Annotated in this window: 7 protein-coding genes and 1 pseudogene; 1 reads left to right on the top strand and 7 read right to left on the bottom strand. The window is 68.6% G+C overall.

Features of this window, described 5'->3' with window-relative positions; genetic code table 11:
• Positions 1–128 precede the first annotated feature (128 nt).
• Positions 129–536: a hypothetical protein gene (locus tag WME95_RS11535; protein ID WP_437908432.1), complete on the bottom strand. Its 408-nt coding sequence runs from the start codon at positions 534–536 to the stop codon at positions 129–131.
• A gap of 16 nt (positions 537–552) precedes the next feature.
• Complete coding sequence (locus WME95_RS11540) at positions 553–7,293, bottom strand: DNRLRE domain-containing protein (protein WP_437908433.1); 6,741 nt, start codon at positions 7,291–7,293, stop codon at positions 553–555.
• Positions 7,294–7,657: 364 nt separating this feature from the next.
• Between WME95_RS11540 and WME95_RS11545 the strand changes: the two are divergent.
• Positions 7,658–7,827: pseudogene (locus tag WME95_RS11545) on the top strand (adenylosuccinate synthase); the annotation flags it as partial.
• A gap of 773 nt (positions 7,828–8,600) precedes the next feature.
• Here the strand turns inward: WME95_RS11545 and WME95_RS11550 are convergent.
• From WME95_RS11550 to gcvT, 5 genes are all read right to left on the bottom strand, one after another.
• Complete coding sequence (locus tag WME95_RS11550; RefSeq protein ID WP_437908434.1) at positions 8,601–8,825, bottom strand: hypothetical protein; 225 nt, start codon at positions 8,823–8,825, stop codon at positions 8,601–8,603.
• Between the two features lie 14 nt (positions 8,826–8,839).
• Positions 8,840–12,799 (bottom strand): protein kinase domain-containing protein, encoded by a 3,960-nt coding sequence (locus WME95_RS11555; RefSeq protein ID WP_437908435.1) that lies wholly within the window; start codon positions 12,797–12,799, stop codon positions 8,840–8,842.
• Between the two features lie 98 nt (positions 12,800–12,897).
• Complete coding sequence (gcvPA, locus tag WME95_RS11560; RefSeq protein ID WP_437551813.1) at positions 12,898–14,262, bottom strand: aminomethyl-transferring glycine dehydrogenase subunit GcvPA; 1,365 nt, start codon at positions 14,260–14,262, stop codon at positions 12,898–12,900.
• Between the two features lie 56 nt (positions 14,263–14,318).
• On the bottom strand, positions 14,319–14,720 hold the full coding sequence (gene gcvH / locus WME95_RS11565) for a glycine cleavage system protein GcvH (RefSeq protein WP_437551815.1): 402 nt from the start codon (positions 14,718–14,720) through the stop codon (positions 14,319–14,321).
• A gap of 88 nt (positions 14,721–14,808) precedes the next feature.
• Positions 14,809–15,930 (bottom strand): glycine cleavage system aminomethyltransferase GcvT, encoded by a 1,122-nt coding sequence (gene gcvT, locus WME95_RS11570; RefSeq protein ID WP_437908436.1) that lies wholly within the window; start codon positions 15,928–15,930, stop codon positions 14,809–14,811.
• Positions 15,931–15,961: the final 31 nt, after the last annotated feature.

Raw genomic sequence — 15,961 nt, forward strand, 5'->3', positions numbered from 1 at the left:
GCCTGCGTGGGCGCCTCGCCGAGGAGTCCGTCGCTGGCGGCGGCGCGGTCGGGTGTGGGGCGCCCGCGGGCACGCGGCCGGCGCTCGTCCGTCGATGACGGCTTAACGCAGCCGCAGCCCGCGGTAGATCATTCCGGATCGGAGGGGGTGGAGGAGGGGGGCACGCTCGACAAGTAGGATTCCTGCTTGACCCAATTCAGGATCAAGCTTCGGGCGATGGCCCGACAATTGGCCAGATGATAGGCGACCCATGCGTCGAGGCCGTCGGCCGTTTTCTCATTGGGATCTAGCCAACTCGTAAAGCCACCAGATACGGAACCCGCTGACTCCTCTAGCTCGCGCTTGATCGACGCTGGATCAACTTGGACCCGAACGAGCAACGATTCAAGGTATTCGGCCAAGGCGGAGCATGGATGATTCCCGATAGCCCGCAGTCGCTCGACAATCTCAGCGTCGCTCAGCGAGAGAATCCAGAATTCCTCTGGGCCATACCCACTGGTGAATTCGACAAGAATCTCGTCGATCGACTTGTTCATCTCTCGCTCGCAGCGTTCATTGCAGCAGGCATTGACCAAAGCACATGCCACTGGCGACCGCGCCAAGATCGCGCGCGTCGCACACGTCCGCGCAGCACTTGACGCGTGCACTACCGGACGTCCCGCTGCAGCTCTTCATCTTCTTCTTCCAATCGGGCTCCGGCGGATCCCGGTATGGGTTCGCGGGACACATCCCAAATCCATTCTTCGGTTTCGGCCTTTCCCCAGGATGCGATCCCGGCCCAGAATCGGACCCAGGCTCAGAATCGGATCCAGAATTAGAACCGAACTTGGCCTTCTCTTCCCCCAAGCAATCCGTCAAGCTACGTCCGCTCAGAAGGCAATCCAACAACCCGACGGGGCCGAGGCCGTTCGGATCCGTGAAGCTGATCGGATCGTTGAGCACGTACCCGTACAGGTTCGTGTCCCCGCCGTCAAACCGAATCGGATCCTTCGCCGTCCACCGCCCCACCTCCGCGTCATAATCGCGCGCTCCAAAGCGCACCAGCTTCGTGTCGGCGTCGTATAGCCCGCCGGCGAAGCCGAACGGCTGGAAGCCCGGGTTCGTGTCCTGGAGAAGGCGGCCGAACTCATCATAGTCGAGGCGTTGCGCTATCGCTCCGGTCGCGATGTTGACGACCAGGCGCGGGCTGTCCCGATGGTCCGTCAGAATCCGGTAGGTCGCCGCACCCTTCAGGATGAGATCAGGGACGTTGCGACCCTGACCGTAGACGAACTGCGCCACCACCGCGCCCGCGGCATTGAGCTCCGCCGCGGGTCGCAGGTCGTCGCGGTAGATGAACCCCTGCACCACCGCGCCGTTCTTCTTCTTCCAGATCCGGCGGTCCCCCCCATCCACCAGGTACTCGATCACGTCACCGGTGCCCAGAACTGCCTGGCGGAGGTTACCGCGTGCGTCGTACGTGAGCGTCGTCGTCGCTCCCGTGACCGTATCGGTGATGCTCGTAAGGTCGCCCGCCGAGCTCACCCCGTAGGTCTTGAGCGCATAGCTCAGGAGCCGATCCTGGTCATCATACGTACCGCTCTCCGTCCCCGCGGGCGACGTTCGCGACAGGCGATTCCCGTTCGCGTTGTAATCGTAGTGCGCCGCGATCACGCCATCGCGATACACGTCGGTAAGACGGCCGGCGAGGTCGCGAACATACTCGTATGTCGCGGTCTGCCCTTGTATCGTCTCCATCATGCTCTGGATGCGCCCTAGAGCGTCGGGCGTAGTTGCCACCTCGTACAGCGTCGAGCCGCTCGCCTGCGCGACGTACGTCGCCACTGCGCCGTAGGCGTCGCGGGTGATTGTATCGCTCACGACGCCGATCGTGCTCCCGGTGTACGTCCCGTTGTTGGGATGCCGGGAGAGCGTGAGCCCGCCCGCTTGGGTGAGGAGGCCGTCTGCGTCGTAGTCGAAATTGATGGTCGCACCGCTGCCCACGGTCTCCGTATCGATGCGGAAGTCGTTGTCGTAGACCCACTGCACACTCGAGGAATTGCCCCCGAACCCGGCTCCTGTCCACGTCAGGCCGGTCAAGAGCATGCCATCGTAGGCAAAATTGAGCGAGACACCTGAAGGACCGGCGATGGTCGTGAGTCTTCCAGTCGACGGATGATAGGCGTAGCTGATGGTGCCCATCCCCATCGGCAGCGCCACCTGGCTGAGGCGACCCGTAGACGGGTCCCGCGTGTAGCCTGTCGCGGACTCACCCGGCCGCGCCGAGCTCGTGAGCATGCCGTCCAGATCGTAGGACCACGAGGTATTTCCGGGAGCACCGCCGACGGCCGGAGCCAGGTATTCCTCCAGGAGATCTGCCGGCGTATAACCGAATGTGTGCGCCGGCCGGTCCGGCGGCGTCACCGTGTGGACGAGCCCGCCGGGATAGTAGCTCGTTCCGATCACCTCGTCGTCGGCCCTCGTCACCTGCGTGGAGCGGCCGACCGCATCGTGAAGGAAAGAGACGGTGTTGAGCAGTGGATCGGTTGCCGTCGTGAGCCAGCCGTTATCTTCGTACGTGTACGTCCACGTCCTGGCTCCCTGGGTTCGCGCGCTCAAGCGACCATCTGGATAGTACGTGAAATCCATTGGCAGGATCGCGGGCACCGCGATGCGCTGGGTGCGCCCCTCGGGTGTGAGGGTGACCGTGGACTGGCGCCCCGCAGGGGATGTGTGGACGGTCGCCCTCGTGGCCTTGTTGAACACGAGAGAGGACGCTCGCCCGTTGATCGACATGATCTCGGTGAACGAGCTCATGGTCAGCGCGTCGTTCGGATTCGAGAAGGTCGCCGAGCGCGACCGGGTGACCTGCTTTGTTCGTCCAAGGGGGGTCGTCGTAATCTCGCTGCTGACGAACGGCGACTGCATGCCGAAGCGCGGGTCACCTTGCACGATGACGGAGGTCAGGGTTCCGTCCGTCCCCGTGGTCGTCTTTGCTCCGCTCGTGCTGATTTGCTCGACGGTCGAGAGCCCGTCCGATCCCGTGCGGATGCGTTGCTTGCTTCCGTCCGGGAGCGTTGCGACCTCGTACCCGCGGGTCAACCCCATCGCGGTCGTGATCGTCACGCGTTGGCCCGAGGCCGTCTCGGTCCGGGTGAGCTGCTTGTAGCCGTCCGCCGGATCCTCGTCCCTGATGAGGCGTCCGTTCCCGTCGAACTCGAACCCGTGCAGGCGTCCGAGCGGGTCCTCGAGCGACTGGAGCAGGCCGCTGTTCGGGTAATACAAGAGTGTCGTCGTCTCGTTCGCCGGATTCGTAACCGTCCAGAGGTTGCCCTCGGCATCGAGTGTAAGCGAGGTGCTCTGTAAGGTCGGCGCAACGATGGCCACCGGGTCGCCGTTCGCATTGCGCTGGATGGTCGTGACCTGCGCGTCGACGTCGGTGATGGTCACCAGCCGGCCCGCGACGTCGTAGCCGAACGCATAGCGCACGGTGCCGAGGAGCGCGTCGCGGGTGGTGAGGTGCCTGCCTTGCTGGTCGAAGGTGTACACCTCAGTCCCGTCTTCGTTCGCGACGGAGATGTCGGTCGCCTTGACGTCTGGGAGCGACCTCTCGACACGGCCGATGATGTCACCGTAGAAGATGCCGTTGAGGCGGACGTCCGTGTACACCAAGCTGCCATCCGGAGCGAGCGCCAGCGCCGTCGGCACCCGGAACCAGATCCCGAGCGGTGGGCCGCCGAGACCGCAGGGCGAGGCGCCGCACTGCTGAAGTGGAGGAGTAGCTCGGTTGCCAGCGACCGTGGTGAGGTGGAGCCCAGCAGGCGAGATGCGCCGGATGAACTTGGCCGTCGGAGTGCCCACATTGCTGGTGTGGTCTGCGACGAAGTACACGCTGCCGTCCGGTCCAACGGCCAACGGGCCGGGAACACCGATCGGAGCCGATTCGGCGGACACGCCGTCGTCCGAGATGCTCGTCCCGCCGTTGCCCGCGAACGTGGTGATGATGCCGTTGCGATCGATTCGTCGGATCCGGTTGTTGACCACTCCTCCTGCAGATGCATCCGAGAGGTAGATCGACCCATCCGGCCCGAGCGCCAGACCCTGAATCAGGGTGAACCGAGCCTGGACAGCGGGCCCGCCGTCGCCGGAACTCCCAGCAGGCACGCTGTCCAACGTACCTGCAATGGTCGTGATGGTCCCGTCAGCTGCCACCCTGCGAATTGCCCTGTTGAATGCCAGGAACAGGCTGCCGTCACTGGACACGGCAATGCCGACCACTCCGCCGGCAGTAGCGGCCAGCGGACCTGAAGTGGCAAGCGCACCATTGGGCGGCGGGGTCCCTGTGGAGCCATTTCCTGCGATGGTGGCAATGATCCCATTGGGCAAAATCACGCGGACGCGCAGCTGTTCAACGATATAGATGCTACCGTCAGGCCCAATCGCAACTTGCCTGGGACCGCTCAGCCACGCCTGCGTCGCCGGTTGATTATCACCGTTAAATCCACCGGATACGCCACCGGCGATCGTGGCGACGATCCCGTTGGGTGTGATTCTTCGGACGCGGGGGGTTGAATCCTCGGAATAGTAGATGCTGCCGTCCGGTCCTACCGCGACTCCGAAGGGGCGTTGAACATACACCGAATCGGCGCGGATTCCATTGGTGTCCAAGCCACCGATGGGAGGAGATGGATTGCCGGCGATGCGCCGGACCATGGGGACCATGTTCCGGCCCGTGCGGCGCCCGCCGTCGCCACGGTAGAGCGTGGAGACGCTGGGATCGAAGACGTGGTGATGGCTCAGGCTGAGGCCGCCGAGCGAGAGAGAGTCGTTGGTCCATCCGCCGAGCTTGCTCTCCCAGCGTCGGCCCACGGTGATCTCATTCCGCGCGCGATACCCGGCGAGGATCACATCGGAGGGAAAACCGAAGGACCGGTTCGACGATGCCAGTGCGGCCGGCTCGTAATAAAATGCTTCGTACACGTAATCGATGTCCACCGTAGCCGTCTGCCCTCCAACGGTCAGGCGCCCGAACGCGTCTCTGCCGTCCCACTCGAACGTGTACTGCTGGTCCGGCCCGCAGGGGCAGTCGATGGTCGACCCGAACGTCCTCCCCGCCACGGTCACCTTGAGCTCGATCCGCTTGATGTCGGGGGGCACGGTCGACGCCGTCAGGGGGATCACGAGACGACGGAGCTCCCGGGTGCGCCCCTCGGTTCGATCGCTCTTGTAGTGAAGGCCGAACGGCGTCCCGACGATGGGCAACCGCTCCCCGAGCGTCTGCGTTTCGCATTCGATGATGGATCCACACTCGCGGCTGGGCTCGTCCAGGTCCGAATCGTCGCCGTCGCCGTCGCCGTCGCCGTCGCCGCCCCCATCGCCGTCGCCGTCGCCGTCGCCGCCCCCATCGCCGTCGCCGCCCCCATCGTCGTCGTCGCCAGGACCGATTGGCGGCGGCCCGGCGCCGGGACCCGGGCCGGCCGGCCAGTTGCAGTCCCACGGGGTGAAGTGTGTGACCTCGACCCGCCAGAGGCTCGTGCCCGCCGCATACACCGTGGCCAGCTGCGCGAGCTCCTCGGCGCTGATCCCGAGCTCGTCGAGCTCGCTCGCGCCGTCGGCCACGCCGTCGCCATCGATATCGACCGACGCTACCCCGCCGCTCACGGCGAGGATCTCGATGACGCGCCCGTCGTCCGCCGGCACCCACGCCGCCTTCTGCGCGTCGTAATACCCGAGCGGTACGTGCATCCCGACCGGGAAATCGAGGAAGTTCTCGACATAGAACGGAATGGGCTGGTTGAACTCGACCTTCGTCGCCCCGGCGGCGACCGCCTCGTCGAGCCCGAGCTCAACCGCGTACGTGTACCCGCTGGTCGGCGGCAAGGTCGCCGGCATCGCCTCGGGACCGTTCGGCCCGACCGTGTACTCCGTCGCGCGCACGTGCACCTCGGCCGGCAGCGCCACCGTGGTCGTGGTCCCCGGCGGACCGCTGGGGTTCGGCACGGTCATCATCCCCGTCGTACCCGAGGGGACGAGCAACGTCGCCTGGCGCGTGCCGCTCGCGTCCGACTGGACGCTCCCGCGCGCCACCTGTGCTCCTGCCGAGCCCCCCAGCGCGACGGGCGTCACCACCGGATCGCTCCCGATCATCACCACGTCGGGCGCTTCGGACCAGCGCTGCCACTGGGTGTCCACCTGCCGTTGCACCGGCAGGTAGCCGGTCTTCTCGTACTTCATCGTGAGCGGCTGTCCTCCCCGCACGACCAGCTCGAAGGCCCCGTCCGCGCGCGTGAGGACCTGCCCGAAGCTCTCCGCGTTGCCCGCGCCGTGGTGAAGCACGCTCACCTTCACGCCCGAGATCGGGACGCCCGCCCGGGTCGCGACCTTGCCCTTGACGACCGCCACAGAGGCCGGGGCGATCGTCGCCGTCACGCCCGTCTGCGGCGCGTTCGGCCCCTGGTAGATGCAGCTCACGGCGTCGATGACCCGCGTGGCCACGGTCGGGTTCAGCGCCGGACAGGCGACGTGTGTCACCGCGCCGGTCGCCGGGTCGCACGTGTCGATCGTGCTCGGGTCGCTGTCGTCGGTCGCGATCGGCGTATGCAGGATGCCCAGCACCGGGTCGCAGGTATCGGTCGTGCACGCGTCGCCGTCGTCGAGCGTGCCGGTGCAAGCCGGCGCGGTCGTGTAACAGACCTCGAGGCTCGGCCGCTCGGCCACATTTGGCTCCTCACTGCTCCGGAAGGAGGTGGTGAGGACCGGCTCCTCTTCCATCAACACGCCGTGATTCGGCGTGGTTCCCGCGAGCCACGCCGCGGTGAGCGCGGTCAGATCGGCCGAACGCATCCCGACGCCGGGCAGCGACTGAAATGACGCCGCGATCGCCGAGTCGAAATCGGTGCCGTTCGCCAGGCTCTGCCAGGTCACTGTCGACTCGGTCCACGGCGAGAGGATCCGATGGATGTTGATGGTGCTGGTGCTGGTATCGTCCCGGTAGATCTGCCGGAGGCGCAGCGTGGCGGAGACGACCTGCGCCTCGGTGGGCACCGGCGAGAGGTCGAAGCGCAGGACGGCGTGCCGCACACCGAAGCCGGCCAGCGTGCCTGTGCGGAGCAGCACGGTCGAGTCGGTCCAGGTCGGGTACGTCTCCCAGATCGTTGCGTCCTCAACCGCGCCGAGCGTCCCGCGCTGGATTGTCACGCACGTCGGGTCCTCGGTGCCCGCCGCGAGCTTCGCGGTGCCGTGCAGCTCCTCCTCCGGTGAGCTCGAGCTGCATGCGGAGCCGGTCGCAGTTGCGCTGAACAGGACACCCCCCATCAGCAGGGAGTATTTCCGCCAAGCGTTGCGTAAGACCCTGATGGATCCTATTGGTCGAAGGGATGATGGTTCGTGATGTCTCACTCAATAGCTCCTTATTGACGAAGAGAAAAGCGGACTGCTGCGCGTCACCGCTGGATGGCGGACGCGTTGAACCGCAAAGCATTAAACATTAACGACCAGACGCTGTCGCCCTGTGCCTTGTCATTGATTTTTGCACTGAACGCCATTGCGCAGAGCAGGACTGATGGCGCACCTTAGGGCCACCTGGGAGCTCCACATTCAAAAAACTGAACTCCACGTTTTGTCATGCGAAGCGAATCCGAGTGTCTTGGCGCCGCATCCACGCGCGCGCGTGATCCCGCCGTCGGGGCGCGCACGGGAGCTCCAGAGCGACGAGATCACGATCGTAAAGCCGGCGCTGGAATTGTGGCCGAGTGGAGCGAGCCGATCGACAGCGCCCGCTCCGTGATGGAGCTGCCCGCGGCGGCGCGGCACGATGTGGAGCTGGTCGAGAAGGAGACGGGCGTGCCGCACGCCAAAGCCGGCTAGCGCGCCCGTCCGGAGGAGCACGGTCGAGTCGATCCATGCCGTGAACGTCTCCCAGATCGTCCCGTCCTCCACCGCGCCGGCCGTACCGCGCTGGATCGTCACGCAGGTCGTGTCCTCGGCGCCCGCCGCGAGCTTCGCCGTACCGCGCAGCCCCTCATCGTCACGATCCGGAGCTACATGCCCCCCCACGAGGAGCACCTGAGCGCAGCACGCGAGCGCGCTCCGCTTCACCCATCCCGGCATCATTGCTCTCCTCCGCGGGCGCGAAGGGACCAGTGCGACGAGTAAATAGCAATTACAACCGATAACAGACAGCGCGACCCCGCCACAAAAGCTGCCAGATCCGCCCGCTCCCCAGCACGATTTCAGCGCATCCGCAGGCGCGCCGCGTCCGAGCCATCGCCTCGATCACGGCACGTCCCCGTTCGTGACGTCGTCCTCGGCGATCGCGGGCGGCGCGTGCGTCGGCGCCGGAGTCGACGAGATCGCGACGGCGAAGCCGGTGCTCGAGCAGGTGACCGAGTGGAGCGAGCCGGACGGATCCCCGGCGCCTCGGCCCGGTGAGGCGCTCCCGCCCCCGGCGCGACTTCCTGGTCCGGCTCGGCGTGGCGCACCGCAAGACGAAGGCGAAGGTCAAGCCGGGCCCCGCCGCACCGCCTGCGCCCGACGTGCTCTGAACGCAGCGACGCCGGTGCGTTCCGGGCTCGGCCGGGGCCGGGCAGCTCGGCGCTCCCCGACCTGCCCCGCCTGCCGCTTCAGCCCGTGAACCCCGCGAGCCCATCGACGAGCCGATCGAGATCCGCGCGGCTGTGCCGCTCGGTCACGGCGACGAGCAGCTCGTCCCGCCGCCGCGTGTCGATCCGCCCGAGATCGAGCCCCGCGATGATCCCCTGCTCGGCCAGCGCCCGCGTGAGCCTCCCCGCGTCCCCGCCGGGGACCTTCACGACGGACTCGTGGAACGTCGGCGCTGACAGCGGCAACGCGTACCCTGGCCTTACCCGGCCGGCTGTCCACCTGGGCCGTGCTCCACCCACGCCCGCGAGAGCTCGAGCGTGCGGGCATTCTCCTCGACATTGCGGAGGAAGCTGTCGCGCGTCCGCAGGTCTGCGATCTGCATGGCGACAGCGAGGAGCCGGTCGCGCGCGTCGGCTATCGCAGCGCGGGCCGCGCCGCGCTCGCCCGCCGCAAAGAGCGCCTCGGCGTGCACGAGGCGTGCGAGCGCCTCTCCCTCCTCGACCTTCTCCACCGTGGCCAGCAGCGCCATGGCCGCGCGGCTCTCCGCGAGCGCCTCGGCCGACCGGCCGCGTGCGAGCAGCACAGAAGCCAGCGTCGCTCGAGCCGCGACCTGGGCTTGCTGCGCGGTCTCCAGCAGCGCCACCGCGCGGCGGGCCTCGCCCTCCGCCTCGTCGAGCCGGCCCGCGCTTCGCAGGATCCCCGCCAGGTAGGTGCGAGACCAGCCCTCGCCCCGCCGGCTGCCCTGCGCGGCGCACAGGGCGGCGGCCTTCGCCTCCACCACGCACGCCTCCTCGAGGGCGCCAGTACGGCCGAGGACACGACCCAGGTCGTGCAACGTGAAGCCGAGGACGTAGTCCAGCCCCATCTGCTCGGCTTCAGCGACCGCGGCGCGCAGGCGCGTCCTCGCTTCCGCGTACGCGCCGAGCAGGGATTCCCGGAATCCGAGGTTGCATCGCTCGACGCACGCCCTCCGTAGGTCGCCCACCTCCTCGTAGCAACGGAGCGCGCGCGCGGCGAACGCGCAGCTCTCTTCGAGATGGCCGGCGAAGAGCTCACGCATCCCGCGCTGTCGGTAGATCGGCCCGCTCACGCTCGGGTCGTCGCGAAAGCGCTCCGCGACCGACCTGATGCGCGCATCGATCGCCTCGGCCCGCTCGTGGAGACCCGCGAGCAGGAGGTCCAGCGCGATCGACGCGGCCGTCGTCACCGCCGGAGCGGTCGCCTGCCCGTCGGGCCGCCAGGCGTCCGCGAGCATCGTGTCGAGCAGGAGGAGGTCCTCCGGCTGCCCGAGGTGCCTCGCCGCCCGCCCGGCCTCGGCCAGCGCTACATACCAGGGCGCAGTGCCCTTCGGCAGCACGCGCAAGGCCACGTGGGCGCACCGACCGAACTCCGCGATGTCCCCGCGCCACCGGCGCGCCTCGGTGCGCAGCAAGAGCAGCTCCTCCCGCGCCGCGCCGCTGACCCCGAGGGAGAGGGCGCGCTCGGCCCACCGCAGCACCGCGGCGAAGTCGTTCGCGGCGAACGCCTGCGCGGCGGCCGCCATGTAGAGCTCGGCGGCGCGCGCGAGCTCGCCGGCGCGATCGAAATGCTCGGCGATCACCGCCGCCGACGGCTCGGCGGCGCGCTCGAGCCACGCCCCCGCCAGCCGATGCCCGAGCGCGCGATCCTCCTCGGTGAGCATCCCGTAGGCCGCCTCGCGCACGAGCGCGTGCCGGAACGCGATCTCCCGCTCGCCTTGGAACCTCGAAGCAGAACGCGTGATGATCCACTCCAGGCCCTCCAGCCGGGCGAGGTGATCGTCGATCGACCCGTCGTCCATGCCACCCAGCAGCGAGTCGATCGCGCCTCGCCAGAAGACGTCGCCGAACACGCTCCCGGCGCGCAGCAGCCGGCGCGCCATGTCGTCCAGCCCTTCGAGGCGGGACCGCACCATGGCCAGCACGGTCTCCGGCGTGCTCTGCTTGTTCCCTTCGTAGGTCGCGCGGATCAGCTCTTCCAGGTAGAACGCGTTGCCTTCGGCCTGCGTCACGATGCGCTCCAGGGTCGCTTCGCTCACCTGGTCGCCGAGCACTTGCCTCACGAGCCGCGCGCTCGCCCTGGAGGTCAGCGGCTCGAGGCGAATCTCCTGGAGCTGCCGCTCGGCCCACAACCGGGGGAACACCTCGTGGACGTCCGGGCGCGCCAGCGCCAGCAGCATCCATGGCCGATCGCGGACGCGGCGCAGCGCCTCGTCGAGGTATTGAACCGTCGGCGCGTCGCTCCAGTGCAGGTCCTCTATCACCAGGAGCAAAGGGCGCTCCCCGGACACCGCCTCGAGGAAATCCACCCAGGCGCGCTGCATCTGATCGCCGAGGAGCCGGACGTCCCGGCGCGCGGCGTGCAGCTGAATGCTGTCCTCGTCGGGAAACGGCGTATTCAGGAGCTCTCCGAGGAACTCCGAGACGCGCCGCGCGTCGGCCCCGTCGAAATGCTTGTTCACGTGGGCGCGGAGCTTCTCGCGGCGCTCCTCCAGCGGCTCTCCGCCCTGGATGCCGCCGCAGGCCTGCCGCAGCGCCTGACCGAGCAGACCGAGCGCGGCGCCCGTGCGCAGCGGGTCCCCTCGGCCGACCCACAAGGCGAAGGGGGGGTCGCGCTGGCGGAGGCGGAGCAGCAGCTCGTAGGCGACGCGCGATTTACCCATGCCGGCCGGCCCCGTCACGAGCACCGCGCGCGCCCTCGACTCCTCGATGCATTGGGTGCGCAGCGCCTCGATGGCCGCGATCACCCAGTCGCGCCCGACACATGCGGTCGGCCTGCCGAGCAGCGTTCGCGCGCCCTTCGCGAGCGCCTGTTCGCCCTGGAGCCACAGGCCGCTCTCCGTCTCGAAGACATCGAAGCGGGCGTCGAGCAGCCCGGCGGTCACCTCGTCGATCGCGATCGGCCGCGCCTGGCCTGCCGCGTGCGCGGCGCCGGCCGAGGGCGCGGACTGCGCCAGCGTCCGTGTCGCGCGGTCGATCAGCTCGCTGGCAGGCAGCCTCCCCGACAGCTCTGCGGTGCCCGTCGCGAGCGCCAGCTGACGGCCGCCGGCGTGCTTGCGCAGCGAGAGCGCGCAGCGGGCCGCTCGCACGGCCTGATCGGTCGCCAGGCCAGTCCCGGTGAACGTCATGAGGATCGAGCTGTCCATCAAGAGGTCGAGCTGAACGCCGAGCGCAGCGACCTCCCGGGTCATCTCTTCCGCGGCGGACGCGATCTCGGTCTCCGCGTCCGATCGCCCCGCGCCGCCGGCCATGGGTGGCTCCGGGGCCATCAGCAGCACGCACGTCACCCTTCGTTCCTTGTGGGTCAGCGATGGCGAGGGGGAGGACGGCGGCGAGCGGACCGAGGCCACCGGGGTCGACACCTCCGCAATGGGGAGCGTCGCTCCCAGGCTCACCGCATTGAGCGCCGCGGCCACCGCGGCGCCGTCGCACGGGCGCTCCGCCGGGTCCTTGGCGAGCATCCGGGTGCACAGCACGTCGAGGGACGGCGGCACATCGGCCCGCAGCTCGCTCGCCCGCTGGACGTCCTCCAGCACGATCTTCAGCAGGATGGACATGAAGCTGTCGCCCCTGAAGGCCTGTACGCCGGTCAGGCATTCGAACAGCACGCAGCCGAGCGCGAATACATCGGCGCGCGCGTCGACCGCCGCCCTGCTCCGGGCCTGCTCGGGCGCGACGTAGGCGGGAGTCCCGACGATCATCCCCGGCTGGGTCATTCGTGACGCGTCGGAGAACCGGGCGATCCCGAAGTCGAGCAGCTTCACCCGCGCGACGTCGCGCTCCACGAGGAACAGATTGGAAGGCTTGAGATCGCGGTGCACTATCCGGTGCGCGTGCACGACCGCGAGCGCCTCGGCGGCGCGCGTCACGAGCGTGACCGTCTCGTCCACGCTGAGCCCTCTACGCCCGAGCCTCGCGCAGAGATCCTCGCCCTCGAGCCACTCCATGGCGAGGTAGGGCACTCCCTGCGCCGTCACCCCGTGCGCCACATAGCGGCAGATGCCCGGGTGCTCGAGCTCGGCGAGCAGAGCGGCTTCGTGCATCAGGCGCTCGACGTTCCTCGGGTCGAGCTGCTGCAATAGCTTGACGGCGACGGGCTCGCCCGAGGCTCGATCGCGAGCCTGGTAGACTTCCCCCATGCCGCCGATTCCCCCGAGCTTTTCGATTTCGAATCGCCCGGCGATTACCTCTCCCCCCCGCATGGGGGCGCAGTATCCCCCGGATCGAGGAATACTTGCATCAGAGGAAATCTCGGCCGTCTAGGCATCAGCCGGCCAGCTTGTGGGGGCCCGCGCCCGCGTCAGCCCGTGAACCCCGCGAGCCCCTCGACGAGCCGATCGAGATCCGCGCGGCTGTGCCGCTCGGTCACGGCGACGAGCAGCTCGTCCCGCCGCCGCGCGTCGATCCGCCCGAGATCGAGCCCCGCGATGATCCCCTGCTCGGCCAGCGCCCGCGTGAGCCTCCCCGCGTCCCCGCCGCGGACCTTCACGACGAACTCGTGGAACGTCGGCGCCGACATCGGCAGCGAGTAGCCGTCGAGCCGCGCGATCTCCCGCTTCAGGTGCTCGGCCTTCGCGAGGCACTGCTTCGCCGCCTCCACGAAGCCGCGCTTGCCGAGCATGCACATCCGCATCGTGACCGCCGTCGCGCAGAGGCCGCTGTTCGTGCAGATGTTGCTCGTCGCCCGCTCGCGGCGGATGTGCTGCTCGCGCGTCGCGAGCGTCAGCACGTACCCGCGGGTCCCGTGCTTGTCGACCGTCTCGCCGACCAGCCGGCCGGGCACCTGCTGGAGGTACTTGCGGTCGTTCCGGCACGCGAACAGCCCGACGTTGGGGCCGCCGTACTGCGGCGGCAGCCCGAGCGGCTGGCCCTCCGCCACCGCGATGTCGGCGCCGAGCGCGCCCGGCGACTCGAGCAGCGCGAGCGCGTACGGGTCCAGGGTGACCGTGATCAGCAGCGCGCCCTTCTGGTGGCACACCTCGGCCACCTTCCGGATGTCACCCACGACGCCGAAGAAGTTCGGATACCCGACCACAACGCAGGCGGTCGTCTCGTCGATCGCCCGCGTCAGCGCCTCGACGTCCGCCGTGCCGTCGCGGCCGACGTCGACCCCGACCAGCGACGCCTTGCCGGCCCCGATGCCGTGCACGTACGTCTCGACGGTGCCGATGTAGTCGGGGTGCACGCCCCCGGACAGGACGGTGCGCTCGCGCCCCGTCAGCCGGCGGGCCATCAGCACGGCCTCCGCGAGCGCGCTCGCGCCGTCGTACATCGACGCGTTGGCGATCGGCAGCCCGAGGATCTCGCTCACGATCGTCTGGAACTCGAAGATCACCTGGAGCGTGCCCTGGGAGACCTCGGGCTGGTACGGCGTGTAGGCCGTGTAGAACTCGCTGCGGAGCAGCAGCTGATCGGCGGCCGGCGGGAAATGGTGCTCGTAGGCGCCCGCCCCCAGGAACGAGAGCATGCGCCCTGCGCGGTTCTTCTGGGCGAGCTCCTCGAGGTGCCGCATGAGCGAGGCCTCGTCGAGCGAAGGCTCCATCGAGAGCGGGCGCGTGAGGCGCGCCTCCTTCGGGATCGCGCTGTAGAGCTCCTCGAGCGACGACAGGCCGACGGCCTGCAGCATCTCGCTGATTTCCTCGGGCGTGTGGGGCAGGTAGCGCATGGTCTTGTGCAGCGGGAAACGGGAAGGGTGATGCGGAACGCGGAGGGGAGCGGCGCTCAGTGCGCCGCGGTCTTCAGGAGCTCGCTGTACGCGTCGGGATCCATGAGCGTGCCGAGCTCGCCCTGGTCCGAGGGGACGACCTCGATCATCCACGCCTTGCCGTAGCAGTCGTCATTGACCAGCTCGGGGCGGCTCTCGAGATCCGCGTTCACGCGCTGGATCTTGCCGCTCACCGGCGCGAACAGATCGCTCAGCGTCTTCACGCTCTCGATCGTGCCGAACGCCGTGCCCGCGGTGATCGTGTCGCCCGGCTTCACGTCGAGGTTGACCAGCGTGATGTCGCCGAGCTGCTCGACCGCGAAGGCGGTGATCCCGATCACGACGAGATCGTTCTCCTGCTTGGCCCACTCGTGGTCCTTCGTGTACCGCCGGTCCGTTCGGACATTGTCGCTCGCCATGTGACTTCTTCTCCCTTTGCCAACCTGGATCTCTGGTCGCCGCGTGCGGTCGCTCGGATCGGCTCGCCGCGGCGCGCCTCGGCGCGGGTCAGGCCCGCTTGTAGAACGGGGTCTTGACCACGACCGCCTCGACCGAGCGCCCGCGGCAGTCCACCTGGAAGGCGGTCCCTACCGCCGCCATCGGCGCGGGCAGGTAGCCGAGGCCGATGTTCTTGCCGACGGTCGGCCCCGGGCTGCCGCTCGTGCAGACGCCGACCTTCGCGCCGCTCGGGTCGAGCAGCGGGTAGCCGTGGCGCGCGATGCCGCGCCCCGTCATCTCGAAGCCGACCAGCTTGCGCGCGGGGCCCTCGTCCTTGATGCGCTGGAGCGCGGCGCGCCCCACGAAATCGCCCTTGTCGAGCTTCACCACCCAGCCGAGGCCCGCCTCGATGGGGTTCGTCGTCTCGTCGATGTCGTTGCCGTACAGCGACAGGCGCGCCTCCAGGCGGAGCGTGTCGCGCGCGCCGAGGCCCGTCGCCTCGAGCCCGAGCGGACCGCCGAGCTCGACGAGCGCGCGCCAGAGCCGCTGCGCGTCGGACGGCGAGCAGAAGATCTCGATGCCGTCCTCGCCGGTGTAGCCGGTGCGGGCGACGGTGCAGCGCACGTTGGCGAGCGTCGCATCGCGGAAGTGGAACGGCGCGAGCTCGCGCAGCGCGGGGCCGTCGCCGCCCGCGAGCGCGACGATGTCGAGCGCCTTCGGCCCCTGGAGCGCCATCATCGCCGTGCGATCCGACGCGTCCTCGAAGCTGCAGTGGCCCTGCGCCGCGCCCCGGATGTGGGCGGCGATCTTGTCGCGGTTCGACGCGTTGCAGACGATGAGCCACTGCCGCGCGTCGATCCGGTACACGATGAGGTCGTCGAGGATCGTTCCGGCCTCGTTGCACGCGCACGTGTAGAGCGCGTGTCCGTCCTCCAGCTTCTTCACGTCGTTCGTGACGAGGTAGTCGACCACCTGTCCGGAGTGCTCGCCGCTCAGGATGATCTCGCCCATGTGCGAGACGTCGAACAGCCCGGCGGCGGTGCGCACCGCCTTGTGCTCTTCGGTGACGCCTTTGTACTGGACCGGCATCTCCCAGCCGGCGAACGGGACCATGCGGCCGCCGAGCTTGATGTGCTCGTCGTAGAGCGGCGTCCTTCGGAGCGGAGCGGTGGGGAGCGGCTTGGTCGACACGGCCGCGATCTACTTCGAAAGGTCGGAGATG

Origin of the sequence: Sorangium sp. So ce327 (assembly GCF_051530205.1) — a bacterium.
GTDB lineage: Bacteria > Myxococcota_A > Polyangia > Polyangiales > Polyangiaceae > Sorangium > Sorangium cellulosum_B.

What these genes read in the sequence shown, in the direction of transcription:
- gcvH (WP_437551815.1), bottom strand. Translation starts at nt 14,720, where the DNA reads ATGGCGAGCGACAATGTCCGAACGGACCGGCGGTACACGAAGGACCAC.
- WME95_RS11535 (WP_437908432.1), bottom strand. Translation starts at nt 536, where the DNA reads ATGAACAAGTCGATCGACGAGATTCTTGTCGAATTCACCAGTGGGTAT.
- gcvPA (WP_437551813.1), bottom strand. Translation starts at nt 14,262, where the DNA reads ATGCGCTACCTGCCCCACACGCCCGAGGAAATCAGCGAGATGCTGCAG.
- WME95_RS11540 (WP_437908433.1), bottom strand. Translation starts at nt 7,293, where the DNA reads ATGGGGGGTGTCCTGTTCAGCGCAACTGCGACCGGCTCCGCATGCAGC.
- WME95_RS11555 (WP_437908435.1), bottom strand. Translation starts at nt 12,799, where the DNA reads ATGCGGGGGGGAGAGGTAATCGCCGGGCGATTCGAAATCGAAAAGCTC.